This window comes from Brassicibacter mesophilus, from assembly GCF_050433385.1.
GTDB classification, from domain to species: Bacteria; Bacillota; Clostridia; order Tissierellales; family Proteiniboraceae; genus Brassicibacter; species Brassicibacter mesophilus.
The window spans coordinates 145,457-163,151 of record NZ_JBNPXI010000003.1; the positions used below are offsets into that span (position 1 = coordinate 145,457).

Below are 17,695 nucleotides of genomic sequence, written 5' to 3' on the forward strand. Positions count from 1 at the left end.
ATAAAAATGAACTCTGTTGTTTGTATAGATAATCTAACCTTTAAATATGATCAAACCCCTATATTAGGGGATATAGACCTCAATATCGAGCAAGGAAGCTTTGTTAGCATACTTGGACCTAATGGCTCAGGAAAGACTACACTTCTCAAAAATATATGTAATCTGCTTAGCCCAGATAAAGGCGAAATACTAATTAAGAACAAAAGTGTTTCTAAAATAAAGTATAAGGAACTAGCAAAGGTTGTAGCTGTAGTTCATCAATCAAGTGAAGTACAGTTTGACTTTTCAGTCTTTGATGTAGTATTGATGGGGAGATTTCCATATCTTAATAAGTTCCAAAATGAAAGCAAAGCTGACATTGAGCTGGCTAAAGATGCTATGATAAGCACTGGTACATGGGAACTGAGAGATAAAAGTGTCAAAGAAATAAGTGGTGGAGAAAGACAAAGAGTGATGATAGCTAGAGCTCTTACACAGCAGCCAGAAATTCTAATACTTGATGAGCCAGTGTCTCATTTAGATATAAAATACCAGATAGGAATACTTAACCTTTGCAAAAAACTAAACAAAGAAAAAAAACTTACTATAATAACCACCTTACATGACATAAATCTGGCAGGAAGATATAGTGATTATATAGTACTATTAGATAAGGGGAAAATAAAGATAATGGATAGTCCTGAAAAGGTACTTACAGAAGAAAATATTGAAAAGGTATATGGAGTTCAGGTGGATGTATTAAGAAGAGATGGTGATGATACTCCATATATCATACCTAAGATGTTAGCTTGTACTATCTAAATAATACCAAAGAAGGTGAATGTATGAATAGCTTTATTTTGATTACGGGCGGTGCTAGAAGTGGAAAGAGCACTCTTGCAGAGACTAAAGCTAAGGAACTTGGGAAGAATGTTGTATATATTGCAACTGCTATTGCTTTTGATGATGGAATGAAGGACAGAATAAAAAAACATAAAGAGTCGCGTCCACAAAGCTGGGCTACTATCGAGAGGTATAAGGATTTTAGAGAAATGGACCAAAATGAAGATTTCTTGAACTCTGATATGGTTCTTTTAGACTGTATGACTCTATTAGTGTCCAATCAACTACTGGAAAGTGAAGTGGATTTTGATAAATGTCCTATGTCAGAGATAGATGCTATAGAAAAAAGAATTTTTGAACAGGTAGATGAATTGTTAAAGGTTATAGAAAAACATAATAAAAGCTTTATTGCTGTGACTAATGAAGTAGGAATGGGGCTTGTACCATCTTACAGACTAGGTAATATTTTTAGAGACATTTCAGGAAGAGTAAATCAACATCTTGCACATAAAGCAGATGAAGTATATATGACTGTTTCTGGAATACCAATAAGGATTAAGTGAGGATACTATGAAAAATTTACTATTGATGATGACATTTTTTACAAGACTACCTGTGAGATACAACTATGAATATGATGAGAAGGATTTAATAAAGGGGATTAAACTTTTTCCTATCATTGGACTAATAATAGGAGTCCTTATCTATGCTCCAACTTTGCTTAGTAGCTATGTTCATAAGCCTATATTAGTAATTGCAGTTTGGATAATATATATTTGGCTTACTGGAGGACTTCATATAGATGGATTAGCAGATACATTTGATGGAGTGTTTAGTAACAGGGACAGGGATAGAATGCTTGAAATTATGAAGGATAGTAGGATTGGGACCTTTGGTGTGCTTGGAATAATTATTTTAATAATATCTAATATTGGTTTATCCTATTATATTGATTACAAGGTATTTATACTTGTTCCTATTATCGGAAGAAGCTCTGCATTACTGTCAGCGTCTATCAGTGAATATGCCAGAAAAGAAGGTGGAATGGGAACTGCATTTATTGAAAACTGTGGTGTAAAAGAGGCTGGTATAGCTATAACGTTTAGTTTTATTATGGCTTCTGCAATTTTAGCCGTAAATGCTTTATTAAGTATATTAATCACATATATTATTGTAATCATGTTGACAAACTATATAAAAGGAAAGCTTGGCGGTATGACTGGAGATACAATGGGATTTATAATAGAACTGTCACAGACTTTCTTCATATTATTTGTTTATTTACTGAGAGGAATGATTATATGAGATTTATATTAGCTAGACATGGTGAAACTGAAGCAAATATAGGAGGAATATATAGTGGGTGGACTGATTATCCTCTTACTGATAATGGGAAAAAGCAGATAAGAAAGCTTGGAAAGGCATTAAAGACATATGAGGATATAGAGTGTATTTATTCGAGCCCTCTTCCAAGAACAATGAGTACTGCAAAAGCCATATCTAAGGTTATAGATAAGCAGATTTGTACAGTTGATTGCTTAAAAGAGATGAATTTTGGAGTATTTGATGGGAAAACTGGTGATGAAATTCAAAGTCAATATCAAACTGAGTGGAAGATGTGGACTGAAGACTATGTAAACTACAGGATACCAGAAGGCGAAAACTTGATTGATGTGTATGATAGAATCATTAAATTCGTAGATAGCCTAAAAAATAAAAAAGATACTTGCTTAATAGTAACACATGGGGGAATTATTCAAACAATAATAACCTATTTGCTTGACTTAGGCTTAGATAAGATGTGGCATTTTCAATGTCCACCAGGTGGATATGCTGAGATAGAATATAGTGACAATTTTGGATTTCTAAGAAAATTAACTACTAGTGAATAAAGGGGTAATATATGAATCGAATAGTAATAGCTGGGACTCATAGTGGCTGTGGAAAGACAACTATTAGTCTTGGAATAATGGCTGCATTAACTGAAAGAGGAAAAAGAGTAGCACCGTTTAAAGTTGGACCTGATTATATAGACCCAGGGTTTCATGCTTTTGTTACGGGAAATTCATCCCATAATCTTGATAGCTGGCTTTTATCTGAAGAAACAGTAAAATTTCTATTCCAAAGAAATATGAAAAATCATGATATAGGTGTCATTGAAGGCGTAATGGGACTATTTGATGGCTTTGGAACAGAGAAAGATCAGGGTAGTACAGCTCATGTTTCTAAGATAATAAATGCACCTGTAATATTAGTCATAGATGCTAAGGCGATGGCTTCAAGTGCAGCAGCAGTAGCACTGGGCTTTAAGCTATATGATGAAGGTGTTTCAGTAAAAGGAATAATACTCAATAGAGTTTCTGGTAAATCTCATTATGATCTATTAAAGACAGCAATAGAAAGAGATACAAAAATACCTTGCCTAGGATATTTGCCTTCAAATTTTGACATATCATTAAACAGCAGGCATTTAGGACTTATACCAGCAGAAGAAGTAGATAGCTTAAAAGAAAAAATAAAGATGCTTACTCAGATGATTGAGCAACACATAGATCTAGATATTTTTGAAGAAATAGCTGCAAGTCCACCAGTTCCTAGCAATGTGAAAAACCCTTGTGACGAAATCAAAGGAAATGGGAACGGTATAAAGCTTGGCATAGCAAGGGACAAGGCTTTTAGCTTTTATTATCAAGACAATTTGAAGCTACTAGAAGAAATAGGCGTTGAGCTTATTCCATTTAGCCCTCTTTATGATAAGGATATACCTGATGGAATACATGGGTTATACATTGGTGGAGGATTTCCAGAAATTTTTGCAAAAGAGCTCCAAGACAATGCTGAGTTTCGTAATAGTATAAGAAAATATTTAGAAAATGGTCTTCCTGCATATGCAGAATGTGGAGGACTGATGTATTTAACTGAAAGTATTGAGGACATGGGTGGAAATAATTATAATATGGTAGGATTTTTCCCTACTAAATCTAAAATGACAAAAAGACTTCAGAGATTTGGATATGTTGAAGTGCATACTGAATCAAGAGTAGAAATAAAGGGACACGAATTTCATCGTTCAATAATTGAAACTAAGCCTGAATTAAATTACTACTATGATGTTTTTAAAATAAGAAATAAAGAGATAGTTGATAGGTGGAAGGAAGGATTAATAAAGAAAAATACAGTTGCTGGATATCCACATGTTCATTTTTATAGTAACTTAGATTTTGTTATGGAGTTCATTGGCAAATGTAAGAAGCATATGGGCATATAAATTTCTCAAAAGCTTTATTGTATACTTATTCTTTTTTATTCATATTCAAATTTTGGTTTAGCATTACAAAATTATTGTTTGTTAGGAGGATAAAAATGAAAGCAAATGAAAGTATCGTAAGAAAAGGTAGTATTACTAGAATAACATACTGTGGAATGCTTATAGCGCTTTCAGCAGTAGGATCATTAATTAAAATACAAGGAACTATTGCATTTGATTCAATGCCAGGATTCTTTGCAGCATTATTCTTAGGACCAGCTGCAGGAGCATTAGTAGCAGGATTAGGTCATATTTTAACAGCAGTAACAAGTGGCTTTCCTCTTACAGTACCTATGCACATTATTGTAGCCTTAGAAATGGCTTTATTTGGTTATTTATTTGGATGGATATATATAAAGAGCAATGGGATATTAGCTTCTATAGCTGCAATTATACTGAATGGTCCTGTTGCTGCTTTGATTGCAGTACCAACATCAATTATGCTTGGATTACCGTTCAATGGTTGGGCATTATTCAGTGTGGTTATCCTTCCACTTACCATTGCATCAGCGGCAAATGTTATTTTAGCGTATGTTGTTCATAAGGTTTTAAATAAAAGAATGAGATAGGAAGCTGAGATAATGAAAATATCTAAATTTAGAGATTTAACACTGATAGACATAAACAAGGATCAGATTTTAGTTATATCATGTGATTCTTGTGGTGGGATTGGTGAAAAGGAAAGAGATATAGTTAACGCGCCACCAGATATCGTAGGGTATTTTACTACACAAGTTGCATTATCAGAAGTCTTGGCAGTAGGTGCTACCCCTGTGACAGTAGTTAATACACTTGCAGTTGAAATGAATGATACGGGAAAGAAAATCATAGATGGAGTAAAAAAAGCTTTACAGCCTTTATGCTTTGATGAAAATGATATAATTACAGGAAGCACAGAAGAGAATTTTCCAGTATGCCAAACAGCAATGGGAATTACAATCATTGGTATAGCAGATAAGAAGAATTGGAAGATACCTACTACTAAATCAGAAGAATTAGCTGTAGTGGTAGGTATACCTAAGGTTGGTAATGATGTTTTGGAGGATGGAGGTAAAGAGATTTTATCTATTCCCATATTGCAACAGTTAGTGAGTAATTCAGATGTTAGCGAAATATTGCCTGTAGGGTCAAAAGGTATTTTATATGAGCTTGAACAATTAGCGGCGACAAATAATCTAAGCTTTGAATTATTTGATAACTTAGTGGTTGATATTAAAAAGTCAGCCGGACCTGCAACATGTGCAATATGTTCGATAAATCAAAGATACTTTGATAGATTTAGAGCTTCAATAGGTATACCGGTTAATATAATTGGAAGATTTGCTTAATGATATAAAAGAAAAAATCGAATTTGTAAAATAATCAATAAGGAGGTATTCAGTTGGACTACGTTAAAGATCCTTTTGAAATTGAAACAAGAAGCTTTGAAATAATAACAGAAGAGCTTGGAGATAAAAAATTTGATGAAAAAGAAGCAAAAATTATAAAAAGAGTTATTCATACAACAGCCGATTTTGAATATGCAGACCTTATAGACATTCATCCTAATGCAATTGAAGCAGGAATAAATGCATTGCTAAAGGGAAGCTATATTTATGCAGATACGCAAATGATTTTTGGAGGAATAAACAAAAGAGTTCTAACTGAGCTTGGAGGAACGGTAATAAACCTTGTTCATGACGCTGAAGTAGCAAAAGAAGCCAAAGAAAGAGGCATAACAAGATCTATGGTTAGTATTGAAAAGGCTGCACACGACGAAAGAATAAAGATATTTGCAATAGGTAATGCCCCAACAGCACTTTTTGAACTCAAGAGACTAATAGAGCAGGAAGGAATAAAGCCTGATTTAATAATTGGAGTACCTGTTGGCTTTGTTGGAGCAAAGGAATCTAAGGATGCAATAGTTGAAACAGGTATACCTTATATCATAACTAGAGGTAGAAAAGGTGGAAGTCCAGTAGCTGCTGCTATCATAAATGCTCTCCTATACATGATAAAGAGGATATAACATGCTAAATCAGTATATAACAAAGGGTGGCAAAAAACTCCGTTACGGATATACAACGGGTTCTTGTGCTGCTGGAGCTGCTAAGGCTGCTACAATGATGCTTTTTTTACAGCGAGCAGTAACAGAAATTGAAATAGAAACCCCTAAGGGATGGGATTTAAGCCTTGACATACATGATATAGATATAGAGAAGGATTATGTTAGCTGTTGTGTAATAAAAGATAGCGGCGATGATCCAGATTCAACAGATGGAATCAGGATTTACGCTAAGGTAGAAAAGAATGAAGGAGATACAGTAGAATTAACTGGCGGAATCGGAATAGGAAAGGTTACTAAACCAGGTCTTTCAGTAGCTGTGGGAGAATATGCTATTAATCCTGTGCCTAGACAAATGATTATGAAAGAATTAAAAAAAGTACTACCTTCAAATAAAGGAATAAAAATTGAAATATTTGCTCCGGAAGGAGTAGAGTTAGCAAAAAAGACTTTTAACCCAAAGCTTGGAATTGTAGGAGGGATATCGATAATAGGCACTACAGGCATAGTAGAGCCTATGTCAGAGGAAGCATTAAAGGAGTCTCTCGCAATTGAACTTTCAATGCTCAAAGCTCAAGGAGTTAAAAGAGTTATTTTTTCACCTGGTAATTATGGACGAGATTTTGGTAGAACTATTCATATAAGAGAAGATATTTTAGTTAAAACTAGTAACTTTATTGGTTTTATGATAGATAAAGCCGTTGAATATGAATTTGAAGAGATATTGTGGGTAGGACATATTGGCAAGATGATAAAAGTGGCTTCAGGAATATTTAATACTCACAGTAAAACAGCAGACGGGCGAATGGAGGCACTTGCTGCATATTGCGCGTTGCAAGGCTGTTCGCAGAAACTAGTTGAAAGCATAATGAATAGTATCACTACAGAAGAAGCTATTGATTATGTATTATCTGACAACATGGAGAGTGTATTTACTTTTATAGCAGAAAGAATATCAGAAAGATGCGAAGATAGAGCTAGAGAAAGCTTGAAGATAGGGACGGTGTTGTTTTCTTTAAAGCATGGACTTCTTGGAGTTTGCTCAAAAGGACGTCGACTTATGGAGGAATTAAAAGATGAATAAGATATCTGTTGTAGGATTGGGACCTGGGCATCCAGATTATATTCTACCTATAGCTATAAAGATAATTAATGAAGCAGACATAATCATTGGTGGAAGTAGAAATCTACAAAGCATAGATACTAGTGGAAAAACAGTCTTCCCTATTACTGCTGACTTAAGCAAAGTTATAGATATTATAAAAGACAATCATTTAAGACATAAAATAGTTGTAGTAGTTTCAGGAGATACAGGCTTTTATAGCTTGCTTAGATATTTAAAAAAGCATTTAGACAACGATATGCTTCAAGTTATACCAGGTATTAGCTCATTACAATATATGTTTGCAAGGATAGGATATAGCTGGGAGGATGCATATATAGGAAGCCTTCATGGCAGAGAAAATGATTTTGTTGATATGGTTAAAAAATATAAGAAGGTCGGACTATTAACTGATAAAAAATGGACTCCTACAAATATTGCAAAAGAATTATTATCAAAAGGAGTATCTGACAGAACTATTTATATAGGAGAAAACCTGTCTTATGATAATGAAAGAATAACAAGAGGAAGCGTTGAACAAATAGTTGATAGTAACACATATGACATGTGTGTGGTGGTGATAGTTGATGGAAAATAAATGGAGGCATAAAACTCCTGGGATTCCTGACGAGATGTTTATACGTGGCATGGTTCCCATGACTAAAGAAGAGGTAAGAAGTATAACAATAGGGAAATTGAGAATCAATAATAACGACATAATAGTTGACATCGGTGCTGGAACTGGGTCCATATCAATTGAAGCAGCATTACAAGCCTTTAATGGAAAGATATATGCTGTTGAGAGAAACGAAGAAGCGGTACAGCTTATTATAAAAAACAAAGCTAAATTTGAAGTAAAAAACATCCAGATTATTGAAGGTGTTGCACCTAGTGCACTTGAAGTTGTTCCAACAGTAGATAAGGCAATAATCGGGGGAAGTGGAGGAAATCTAAACGGTATATTTGATTGGCTTGATATGAATTTAAAACAGAATGGTAGAGCTATAATCAATGCCATCACAATTGAAACTGTGTATAAATCATTAGATAACTTAAAAAGCAGAAATTATGATGATATTGAGGTTGTTCATGTAGCTATCTCTAAAAGTAGAAGCATAGCTAACTTGACTATGATGGAAGCTCAAAATCCAATATATATAATATCTGCAACAAAGAGGTGATAAAGTGGTTGGAAAATTTTATGGAATAGGAGTCGGTCCTGGAGATCCAGAGTTAATAACAGTCAAAGCGGTAAATATATTAAAGAATATTGATGTTGTAGTGTGTCCGGAGGGCAAAAAGGATACTGAAAGCATTGCTTTTAATATTGCAAAAGATTATCTATCGGATGATATGCAAACATTGAAGCTACATTTTCCAATGACATACAATGAAAACACACTTAATGAAAAATGGAAGGAAAATGCACAAATAATAGCAGATGTGCTACGCTCAGGCAAGAATATAGCGTTTCTTACATTGGGTGATCCAAGTGTTTACAGCACATATATGTATCTTTTGCCCTTCTTAAGAGAGCGTGATATTGACATAGAAACTATACCAGGTATCACATCATTTTGTGCTTCTGCAAGTAGGGTAAATATTCCTCTTGCAAGTGGAGATGAAACCTTGTGTATACTACCACTTAGGAGAGGACTAGATGGGTTAGATGAAATATTAGATAACTTTGATAACATAGTAATTATGAAGCCATCTCATGATAATAAAAAACTTGCTGACAAGATTAACGAAAGAAAGCTAAATGATAATTTTGTCATGATATCTAAATGTAGTAATAATGAGGAAGAAATATCTCACAGTGTTGGAAGATTAAGAGATCAGCAGGTTCCATATCTTTCAACAGTCATAATAAAGAAAGGCGGAATTAGATGAGAAAAGTATTTTTTATAGGAGCAGGCCCTGGAGATCCCGATTTGATTACAGTGAAGGGTAAAAAAATAGTAGAGCAGTCAGATGTAATTATATATGCTGGTTCGCTAGTTAATCCCATGATAATTGATTGTAGGAAAAAAGAAGCTGAAGTATATAATAGCGCTTCTATGACACTAGATGAAGTAATAGATGTGATAAGAACTAGTGTTAATGCTGGAAAATCTGTAGCAAGAGTGCATACTGGAGATCCTAGTATATATGGTGCAATAAGAGAACAGATAGATTTATTAGAGGAAATGGATATAGAATGTGAGGTAATACCTGGAGTAAGTTCATTCGTAGCTTCAGCAGCAGCGTTAAAAAAAGAATTTACATTACCAGCAGTTTCACAGACCGTGATATGTACTAGACTAGAAGGAAGAACACCTGTACCAATAGAGGAGAGCTTAGACAGTCTTGCATCACATAAAGCATCAATGGCAATTTTCCTTTCTGTGCAAATGATAGATGAAGTAGTTGAAAAGCTTAGAAAACACTATGATAAAGAAACACCTGTAGCTGTAGTGCAGAAAGCTACATGGAGTGACCAGAAAATAGTTCTAGGAACATTGATGGACATAAGTGAAAAGGTAAAAAAAGCTGGTATAAATAAAACAGCACAAATATTAGTCGGAAATTTCTTGGGAAATAAATATGAGCTTTCAAAGCTTTATGATAAAAGCTTTAGTCATGAATATAGGAGTGCGAAAGAGTGAGATGGGCTGTATTGACACTTACTAAAGGTGGATTAGAGCAGGCAAAAAGAATAAAAAGTATTATTTCAGAAGTAGATATATACACTCTTCCTAAATGGAAGGAAAGTCAAGTCTTTGAGATAGAGGGCAGGCTTGAAGATTTTGTTGGTAGTATATTTGATAAATATTCTACTTTAATTTTTATAATGGCTACAGGTATTGTAGTTAGAACTATTGCAACGCACATAAAGCATAAAGCTATAGACCCAGCAATATTAGTGATGGACGAAAAAGGTGAATTTGTAATAAGTCTTCTTTCTGGTCACTTAGGAGGAGCAAACAATGCAGCTAGATTGTTAGGTGAAAAAATAGGTGCAAAGCCTGTTATCACTACTGCTTCAGATGTAAATGACAGCATGGCAGTTGATACTATTGCTATGAAACTAAATTGTGTATTAGATAATTTTGATGAAGCAAAAAATATAACAGCATTAATAGTTAATAAAGAAAAAGTGGGGATAAAATCAGATATTCCGATATCTTTCAATCTTCCAGAAAACATCGTTAAAGCAAATGATGATTGCAAGGACATAAAAGGAGTAATATATATAACTAACAAAAAAGAATTTAGTTTTTTTTCATCTAAGGTTCAGATTATACCTAAAAATATAGTTGTGGGAATAGGGTGTAGAAAAGGAATACAGAAAGACCATATTGTTGAAGCTGTGAATAAATTTCTAGATATTAATAATATTCATCCTAAAAGTATAAGACATTTTGCAACTGTTGATATAAAGCAAAACGAACAAGGGATTATTGAAGCTTCAAGATACTTTAATGTGCCACTTAAGATTATAAGCAGAGAACAGATAAAAAAAGTAGAAGAAAGCTTTGAAACCTCTGATTTTGTTAAAAAGACTATAGGGGTAGGAGCTGTATGTGAGCCTTGTGCATATCTTTCATCAACGAAAGGACATTTTATTATGAGAAAAACTTCTGCACAAGGAGTGACAGTATGTTTATTGGAGGAAAATATATATGAATAATAAAGGTAAGATATTTGTAGTTGGAATAGGGCCTGGTGATGCCGAGCATATGACTCCGGCAGCTTTAAACGCTATAGCCCAATCTGATGTCATAGTTGGGTACAAAACGTATATAAAACTGATTGAGCATCTGATTACTGAAAAAGAAGTTGCTTCATCAGGAATGAAAAAAGAAGTGGACCGCTGTGAAGAAGCATTGAAATATGCAATTAACGGAAAAGCTGTTTCAATAGTAAGCAGTGGAGATGCAGGAGTATATGGAATGGCAGGTATAATGCTTGAGGTAGCAAATAAATATGAAAATGATGTAGAAGTCGAAATTGTACCTGGTATTACTTCATCGCATGCTGCTGCTACAAGTCTTGGAGCTCCAATTATGCATGATTACGTTGTAATAAGCTTAAGTGATTTATTAACAGATTGGGATTTGATACAGAAAAGGCTACATTGTGCTGGCGATGGAGATTTTGTGACTTGTATTTATAACCCTAAGAGTAATGGAAGACCAGAGCACATAAATGTTGCAAGAGATATACTCTTAAAATACAAATCAAAGGATACTCCAGTCGGTATAGTTAGAAATGCAAAACGAAAAGGTGAAACTACTGTTATTACAACTTTGGGAAAAATGCTTGAGAATGAGATAGATATGTTCACTATGGTGATAATAGGAAACTCGAATACTTACATTAAAAATGGCAAAATGCTTACTCCAAGGGGGTATAGATTGTGATACTTGTATTATCAGGTACCAAAGATGGTAGAATGATAATAGAGAAGTTGATTGAAAATAACTTTAAGGTATTAGCTACAACAGCTACTGAATATGGAGGCTCTTTAATAGATCAAGATATGAATGTTACTGTCATATCTCAAAAACTTACACAATCTGAAATTGAGGGAATAATAGATGAGGAAAAAATAGGATGTGTAATTGATGCTACACATCCATATGCAAAGCAGATATCAGAAAATGCCATTAATAGCTGTAATAATAAATCTATAACATACTTAAGGTATGAAAGAAGACCAACGAAAATTGATAATGTCAATAGATTTAAAACCTATGAAGAAGCTATAAAATTTCTCAACACTACACAAGGCAATATTCTTCTAACTACTGGCAGTAATAATATTAAGTGTTTTTCAGCTATTAACAGAAAGGATAGGATATATGCTAGAGTTCTACCTACAATAGAGGCTATTTCAAAATGTGGAGAAATAGGTCTTATTCCAAAGCAGATATTAGGATTGCAGGGACCATTTAGCATAGAACTGAACAAGGCAATATATAAAGAGTATAGCATAAAGCATGTTGTAACTAAAGATAGCGGCACAATAGGTGGTACAGATGAAAAAATTGCTGCGGCAATAAATCTTGGAATAAATATAGTACTGATTGAAAGACCACAAGTAGACTATACTAATACTTTTAATAATATAGAAGACCTAATTAATTATTTAAAAAAGGATAAAAACTAAAGGAGTGTGTTTACTATGAAAAGAGCAGTTCTAATAGTAGGACATGGAAGCAGATCAAAGGATGCACAGGATATTTTCAACAAAATCGTTCAGCTAGTAAAAGACAAATCAGACTACAGCATAGTAGAAGGAGCACACATGGAGATTTGTGAGCCTTCTATACCTAACGTAGTTGAAGAAATAATACAAAAACAGGTTGAAGAAATATTAGTAGTACCATATTTTCTGTATGAAGGCATACACATAAAAGAAGATATTCCAGAAATAATTGAAGAACTATCTAAAAAACATACTGGAGTAAATTTTAAAATGGCGAGACCTATAGGGGCAGAGCCTATGCTTGCAGATATATTAATTGAAAGAGCAAAAGAAATTGTTTAGATATTGACAATACCATACAATTCAAATATAATCTAATTGGTTAACAAGATAAAAGTAATAAGAAATACCTTGAAAAAAAAATAGTTATATATAGGGAAGCTGGTGAAAATCCAGCACGGGGCCGCCACTGTAAAGGAGAGCACATTGCTTATTGCCACTGGTATTAAAACCGGGAAGGTGCAATGATGCTATGAACCTGAGTCAGGATACCTATTATGTTTCATGCTTACGGAACCTGAGCATTAAAGAATAGTTATGTCTATTTTGCCTTGTATTCGTACAAGGTTTTTTTTATTGCTTAAAATTAAACAAAGGAAAGGTGAATTTTATGAAAAAAATACTTACTATTTTATTAGCTTTGTGCCTAGTTATATCAGTGTTTTCAGGGTGTAGTAAAACTAATGATCCAACTTCGGGACAGTCAACTGACCAGATCACTGATTCACAAGAAAATGCTAACAATAATGGAAAAGAAGACAATAAAAACAAGGATAGTGTAACATTTATTGATGGCTTAGGTGAGCAAGTTACTGTTAATAAAAAACCTCAAAACGTTATATGTTTATATAACTCTTACTTAGATTTATGGTATGAAGCAGGCGGAACAGTAATAGGAACAATAGAAAGTCGAGAAAAAGCTCCAGAAGGTGCAGAAAATGCTGAAATAGTAGGCACTATGACTTCACCAAATATGGAAAAAATATTATCAATGCAACCGGATTTAATTATCTTAAGACCTGGTATGAAAGGGCAAGGTGATATTATTCCGTTATTAAAGCAAAATAAAATACGTTATCTTGCAATTGAGTATGATAACTTTGAACAATATATAGAAACAATGAGAGTATTCACAGAATTAAATAAAAGACCTGATTTATTTGAAGAAAAAGCTATTGCAGTAAAAGAAAAGGTTGACGATATAATTGCAAGTGTACCGAAAGATAAAAAACCAACAGTTTTATTGATGTTTGCAACAGCTAAGGGAGTAACAGTTAAATTACCAAATAGTTTTGTTGGAGATATGCTTCAGGACTTAGGTGCTGAAAACATTGCCTATGATGCAAAGTTAACTGATGAGAAAATGGAAATTTTTAGTATGGAAAAAGTAGTAGAGAGAGATCCAGACTTTATACTTGTTCAAACGATGGGAGATATTGATGAAATAAAAGATAGACTAGTTAAGGATGTTGAGTCTAATCCAGCCTGGGGGTCACTAAGAGCTGTGAAGGAAGGAAGATATTTGTATTTACCAAAAGAATTATATCTTTACAAGCCAAATGCTTTATATGGAGAGGCTTACGAAGGATTAGCTAAAATATTATATCCTGAAACTTTTAAATAAAATAAATATCCTATTGTCTTTAGAAGCGGATATTTGATAACAAAACTACCAATAAAGGATGATAGTATGGAGCTCATTAAAAAGAGTGGGAAAAATAAAATGAAAAGCTTAGTTGATAAAGCCAACAAAACAAGTCATAAGAGAAAGATTACAATTCTGATTATACTGTTAGCGATATGCTTAGCAAGTTTTCTCATTAGCGTAAGTAAGGGCTCTTTAGACATCTCAATAAGTCAAGTAATTAAAGCCATATTTATGGAGAATGATACAGTTAATCATCAAATAATATGGAACATAAGATTTCCTAGGACCTTAGTAGCAGGCTTAGTTGGAATATGTTTAGCATTATCTGGTGCTATATTACAAGGAGTAATGAGAAATCCCCTTGCTGCACCTAATATAATTGGAGTTTCTTCTGGAGCAGGCTTAGTGGCCTATATCATCATGATACTCTTTCCAAGCTATTACTATCTTGTTCCGTTGGGAGCATTTGTTGGTGCATTATCATCAACTATTTTCATATATCTATTGGCTTGGAAAGATGGAATTAATCCTATGAGGCTAGTTCTCGCTGGTGTTGCAGTGTCTTCTTTGCTTGGAGCAGGGATTAATTCTCTTATGACGTTTTTTCCAGACCGTATAGCAGGCGTAATTGGATTTATGGTTGGAGGCCTTTCAGCTAGAACATGGCCACATTTTAATATGTTATGGCCATATGCAGCTTTAGGAATAGCAATAACATTTTTATTGCCAAAAAAACTGAATATATTGATGCTTGGTGATGAGATTGCTACAGGGTTGGGTCTTAATGTTGAAAGAACGAGATTGCTTTTTATAATACTAGCATCATTACTGGCTGCAAGTGCAGTAAGTGTTGTTGGTCTTTTAGGGTTTGTAGGACTTATTGTACCACATACCGCTAGACTTATTATAGGTTCAGATTATAGGTATCTTTTTCCTGCTACTGCAATACTTGGGGCAACAGTGGTTATGCTGTGTGATACAGTAGCTAGGCTGGTATTTGATCCAGTTGAAATTCCGGTAGGGATAGTGATGTCTATATTAGGAGCACCGTTTTTCTTGTATTTGCTAAGAGAAAGGAAGGCTATGGAATAATGGTTTTAAAAACAGAAGGATTATATTTGAGCTATGGGAAAAAAGAGATAGTGAAAAATGTTAACATTGGAGTTAATAAAGGTGAAATAGTGACGATAATAGGTCCAAATGGTTGTGGAAAATCAACTGTTCTAAAAGCTATTTCAAGATATTTAAAGCCATCAAAGGGCAGGATATTACTGGATGAAGAGGATTTACGTAAAACAGATGCTAAGAAAGTGGCAAAAAAAGTAGCTGTTTTGCCACAGATAAGAAACGTTCCAGGTGATTTTACTGTTGAAGTATTAGTAAGTTATGGGAGATATCCACATTTAGGATTTGGAAACAGATTAAAGAAAGAAGATTATCAAATTATTGATTGGGCTATTAGCAAGACAAGAATGACTGAACTAAAACACAGAGCTGTTAATACTTTATCAGGCGGAGAAAGACAGAGAGCATGGATTGCTATGGCTTTAGCTCAGAAGCCTGAGCTATTAATACTAGATGAGCCAACAACATTTTTAGATATTTCATACCAATTAGAAATTCTTGAATTGATTAAAGAACTGAATAGCACTTTAGGGCTTACAATAATAATGGTTTTACACGACTTAAATCAAGCTATTCGTTATTCTCACAAAATATATACTATTAAAGATGGTGAAATATATAAATATGGAAGCTCAAAAAGTATAATAAATAAAGATCTTTTAAACAAAGTATTTAGAATAGAAGCTGATGCTTATGAAGACTTAACTAATAAATGTCCATACTTTATTCCACAAAAGGTAACAACAGGTTAAGGAGAAAATCTTATGATACAAATAATGGAAACAACTAAGAGATTCAATGATTTTACTGCAGTAGATAATGTAAGCTTGACAATACCAGAAGGAGATTTTTTTGCGTTACTAGGACCTAATGGTGCAGGTAAAACAACATTGATCAGAATGCTGATTGGTCTTTTAAAGCCATCTAAAGGAAAAATCATTATGAATGGGTTGGAGATGAGTCGTAACAATAATGAGTTAAAGAAACAGCTAGGTATTGTGCCACAATACACAAATCTAGATAAAGAGCTTACTGTAAAAGAAAATCTTATTTTTAGTGCCAAGTTAAATAAATTAAGCAAGACAGAAACAGAAAGAAGAGTTAATGAGCTGCTAGAATTTGTTGAGCTCAAGGATGTAGAGAAGAGAGAAACTAAAAAGCTTTCAGGGGGAATGCAAAGAAAGCTTATGATAGCAAAGGCATTGATTAATAATCCTAATATATTGTTTTTAGATGAACCTACAGTCGGAATAGATTTAAATGCTAGAAGAAAAATATGGGATATCTTAAAAACTATGAAGAATAAAGGTAAAACAATTTTATTAACTACTCATTATATAGAAGAAGCAGAGTATCTATGTGACAAAGTTAGCTTAATGGATAAAGGTAAGATTTTCTATTATGATACACCTGAGAATTTAAGGAATAAGCTAGGTAAATTTACTGTGGAATATTTTGATGAACAACACAAAACTAAATATATGCATTTTAGCACGATAGAGGCTGCAAAAGCATATGCATCAGAATTAATAACAGCACATACCTTAAGAAATACAACCTTAGAGGATGTTTTCTATAACTTTACAAACAGGAAGGTAAAATAGCATGGAAGTTATGACAATTTTATGGAGAGAGATTATTTTTTTTAGAAGAAGGATTATAAAAATAACAGGTTCTGCTGTCATGAGTCCGCTTTTATATTTAATAGCATTTGGATGGGGATTGGGTGAAAATGTAGTAGTAGAAGGCTATAACTATATGTACTTTATCATACCTGGTATTATTGCTTTATCTACCATGAATACAAGCTTCAATGCTGTATCTATCAGAATAAACATATCTAAGATTCATGAAAAAAGCTTTGAATACTATTTAACCTCTCCAGTAAATATTTATTTACTTACTTTAGGTCATATTCTTGCTGGGACTTTAAGAGGGATGTACGCAGGTTTAATAATATTAATTATTTCTTTCATATTTGGAGTATATATCAAAGTAAATTTACTATTCATTTTGGTATGTTTTCTTAACAGTCTTTTATTTTCTGCATTTGGATATTTTGCAGCTATGATTATTAATAGTCATTATGATATGAACAGGTTTACAACATATGTAATTACTCCTATGACGTTTTTATGTGGAACATTTTTTTCTTTAAACAAGGTTCCACAAGCAATAAAAATACTAATAAATCTATTGCCATTAACTCATTCAACACACGCACTCAGAGCTATAGCACTTAATGGAGAGATGCAGATATATTCAGTAGTTATTCTTGTAGCATATTTTATTGTCTTTTATTTTCTAGGGGTAATGGCAGGCTTCAGAGAAATGGAATAGCGTGATTTTTTAAAAGCGTGCTATGAATTTAAGAAAAATAATAAAAGAGAGGG

The 17,695-nt window shown here is 33.4% G+C and carries 22 protein-coding genes and 1 riboswitch; all 22 genes read left to right on the top strand.

Translation table 11 applies throughout. The features are described 5' to 3' along the window. The first annotated feature begins 6 nt into the window (after positions 1–6). The 22 genes from HNR33_RS05660 (at position 7) to HNR33_RS05765 (ending at position 17,642) form a co-directional block, all read left to right on the top strand. Positions 7–801 (top strand): ABC transporter ATP-binding protein, encoded by a 795-nt coding sequence (locus tag HNR33_RS05660; RefSeq protein ID WP_429081047.1) that lies wholly within the window; start codon positions 7–9, stop codon positions 799–801. A 23-nt stretch (positions 802–824) separates the two neighbouring features. Then, positions 825–1,385, top strand: coding sequence for a bifunctional adenosylcobinamide kinase/adenosylcobinamide-phosphate guanylyltransferase (gene cobU / locus HNR33_RS05665; protein ID WP_429081049.1), 561 nt, complete (start codon positions 825–827; stop codon positions 1,383–1,385). A gap of 7 nt (positions 1,386–1,392) precedes the next feature. Then, on the top strand, positions 1,393–2,127 hold the full coding sequence (cobS, locus tag HNR33_RS05670) for an adenosylcobinamide-GDP ribazoletransferase (protein WP_429081051.1): 735 nt from the start codon (positions 1,393–1,395) through the stop codon (positions 2,125–2,127). Beyond that, the gene (locus HNR33_RS05675; protein ID WP_429081054.1) at positions 2,124–2,714 is read left to right on the top strand and encodes a histidine phosphatase family protein; all 591 of its coding nucleotides are present in this window, start codon (positions 2,124–2,126) and stop codon (positions 2,712–2,714) included. Before cobS ends, HNR33_RS05675 begins: the two co-directional genes overlap by 4 nt. 11 nt (positions 2,715–2,725) lie before the next feature. Beyond that, positions 2,726–4,090, top strand: coding sequence for a cobyrinic acid a,c-diamide synthase CobB (locus tag HNR33_RS05680; RefSeq protein ID WP_429081056.1), 1,365 nt, complete (start codon positions 2,726–2,728; stop codon positions 4,088–4,090). A 95-nt stretch (positions 4,091–4,185) separates the two neighbouring features. Next, a complete protein-coding gene (locus HNR33_RS05685) occupies positions 4,186–4,698 on the top strand; it encodes an ECF transporter S component (protein WP_429081059.1) in 513 nt (170 codons plus the stop codon). 12 nt (positions 4,699–4,710) lie between these two features. Continuing rightward, the gene (locus HNR33_RS05690) at positions 4,711–5,457 is read left to right on the top strand and encodes an AIR synthase related protein (RefSeq protein WP_429081061.1); all 747 of its coding nucleotides are present in this window, start codon (positions 4,711–4,713) and stop codon (positions 5,455–5,457) included. Between the two features lie 53 nt (positions 5,458–5,510). Then, on the top strand, positions 5,511–6,137 hold the full coding sequence (locus HNR33_RS05695; protein ID WP_429081063.1) for a precorrin-8X methylmutase: 627 nt from the start codon (positions 5,511–5,513) through the stop codon (positions 6,135–6,137). Between the two features lies 1 nt (position 6,138). Beyond that, on the top strand, positions 6,139–7,257 hold the full coding sequence (gene cbiD, locus HNR33_RS05700) for a cobalt-precorrin-5B (C(1))-methyltransferase CbiD (protein ID WP_429081066.1): 1,119 nt from the start codon (positions 6,139–6,141) through the stop codon (positions 7,255–7,257). Beyond that, on the top strand, positions 7,250–7,873 hold the full coding sequence (gene cbiE / locus HNR33_RS05705) for a precorrin-6y C5,15-methyltransferase (decarboxylating) subunit CbiE (RefSeq protein WP_429081068.1): 624 nt from the start codon (positions 7,250–7,252) through the stop codon (positions 7,871–7,873). The genes cbiD and cbiE overlap by 8 nt, the downstream gene beginning before the upstream one ends. Then, entirely contained in the window at positions 7,863–8,456 is a 594-nt protein-coding gene (gene cbiT / locus HNR33_RS05710) for a precorrin-6Y C5,15-methyltransferase (decarboxylating) subunit CbiT (protein WP_429081069.1), read from the top strand. The genes cbiE and cbiT overlap by 11 nt, the downstream gene beginning before the upstream one ends. Before the next feature lie 4 nt (positions 8,457–8,460). Next, the gene (gene cobI / locus HNR33_RS05715; protein ID WP_429081071.1) at positions 8,461–9,168 is read left to right on the top strand and encodes a precorrin-2 C(20)-methyltransferase; all 708 of its coding nucleotides are present in this window, start codon (positions 8,461–8,463) and stop codon (positions 9,166–9,168) included. Then, positions 9,165–9,923, top strand: a complete 759-nt coding sequence (cobM, locus tag HNR33_RS05720; protein ID WP_429081073.1) for a precorrin-4 C(11)-methyltransferase — start codon at positions 9,165–9,167, stop codon at positions 9,921–9,923. Before cobI ends, cobM begins: the two co-directional genes overlap by 4 nt. Next, on the top strand, positions 9,920–10,948 hold the full coding sequence (gene cbiG / locus HNR33_RS05725; RefSeq protein ID WP_429081075.1) for a cobalt-precorrin 5A hydrolase: 1,029 nt from the start codon (positions 9,920–9,922) through the stop codon (positions 10,946–10,948). The genes cobM and cbiG overlap by 4 nt, the downstream gene beginning before the upstream one ends. Continuing rightward, positions 10,941–11,681, top strand: a complete 741-nt coding sequence (cobJ, locus tag HNR33_RS05730) for a precorrin-3B C(17)-methyltransferase (protein WP_429081078.1) — start codon at positions 10,941–10,943, stop codon at positions 11,679–11,681. Before cbiG ends, cobJ begins: the two co-directional genes overlap by 8 nt. After that, complete coding sequence (locus tag HNR33_RS05735) at positions 11,678–12,430, top strand: cobalt-precorrin-6A reductase (RefSeq protein ID WP_429081080.1); 753 nt, start codon at positions 11,678–11,680, stop codon at positions 12,428–12,430. The genes cobJ and HNR33_RS05735 overlap by 4 nt, the downstream gene beginning before the upstream one ends. Before the next feature lie 15 nt (positions 12,431–12,445). Continuing rightward, a complete protein-coding gene (locus tag HNR33_RS05740; RefSeq protein ID WP_429081083.1) occupies positions 12,446–12,811 on the top strand; it encodes a sirohydrochlorin chelatase in 366 nt (121 codons plus the stop codon). Between the two features lie 41 nt (positions 12,812–12,852). Continuing rightward, positions 12,853–13,040: riboswitch (cobalamin riboswitch) on the top strand. A gap of 99 nt (positions 13,041–13,139) precedes the next feature. Beyond that, entirely contained in the window at positions 13,140–14,153 is a 1,014-nt protein-coding gene (locus HNR33_RS05745; protein ID WP_429081086.1) for an ABC transporter substrate-binding protein, read from the top strand. Between the two features lie 33 nt (positions 14,154–14,186). Further along, positions 14,187–15,269, top strand: a complete 1,083-nt coding sequence (locus HNR33_RS05750; RefSeq protein WP_429081088.1) for a FecCD family ABC transporter permease — start codon at positions 14,187–14,189, stop codon at positions 15,267–15,269. Beyond that, positions 15,269–16,054 (top strand): ABC transporter ATP-binding protein, encoded by a 786-nt coding sequence (locus HNR33_RS05755; RefSeq protein ID WP_429081091.1) that lies wholly within the window; start codon positions 15,269–15,271, stop codon positions 16,052–16,054. The genes HNR33_RS05750 and HNR33_RS05755 overlap by 1 nt, the downstream gene beginning before the upstream one ends. A 12-nt stretch (positions 16,055–16,066) precedes the next feature. Beyond that, on the top strand, positions 16,067–16,906 hold the full coding sequence (locus HNR33_RS05760; RefSeq protein WP_429081093.1) for an ABC transporter ATP-binding protein: 840 nt from the start codon (positions 16,067–16,069) through the stop codon (positions 16,904–16,906). Position 16,907: 1 nt separating this feature from the next. Continuing rightward, positions 16,908–17,642 carry an ABC transporter permease gene (locus HNR33_RS05765; RefSeq protein ID WP_429081096.1) on the top strand — a complete coding sequence of 245 codons (735 nt, stop codon included), beginning with the start codon at positions 16,908–16,910 and terminating at the stop codon, positions 17,640–17,642. The last annotated feature ends 53 nt before the right edge of the window (positions 17,643–17,695 follow it).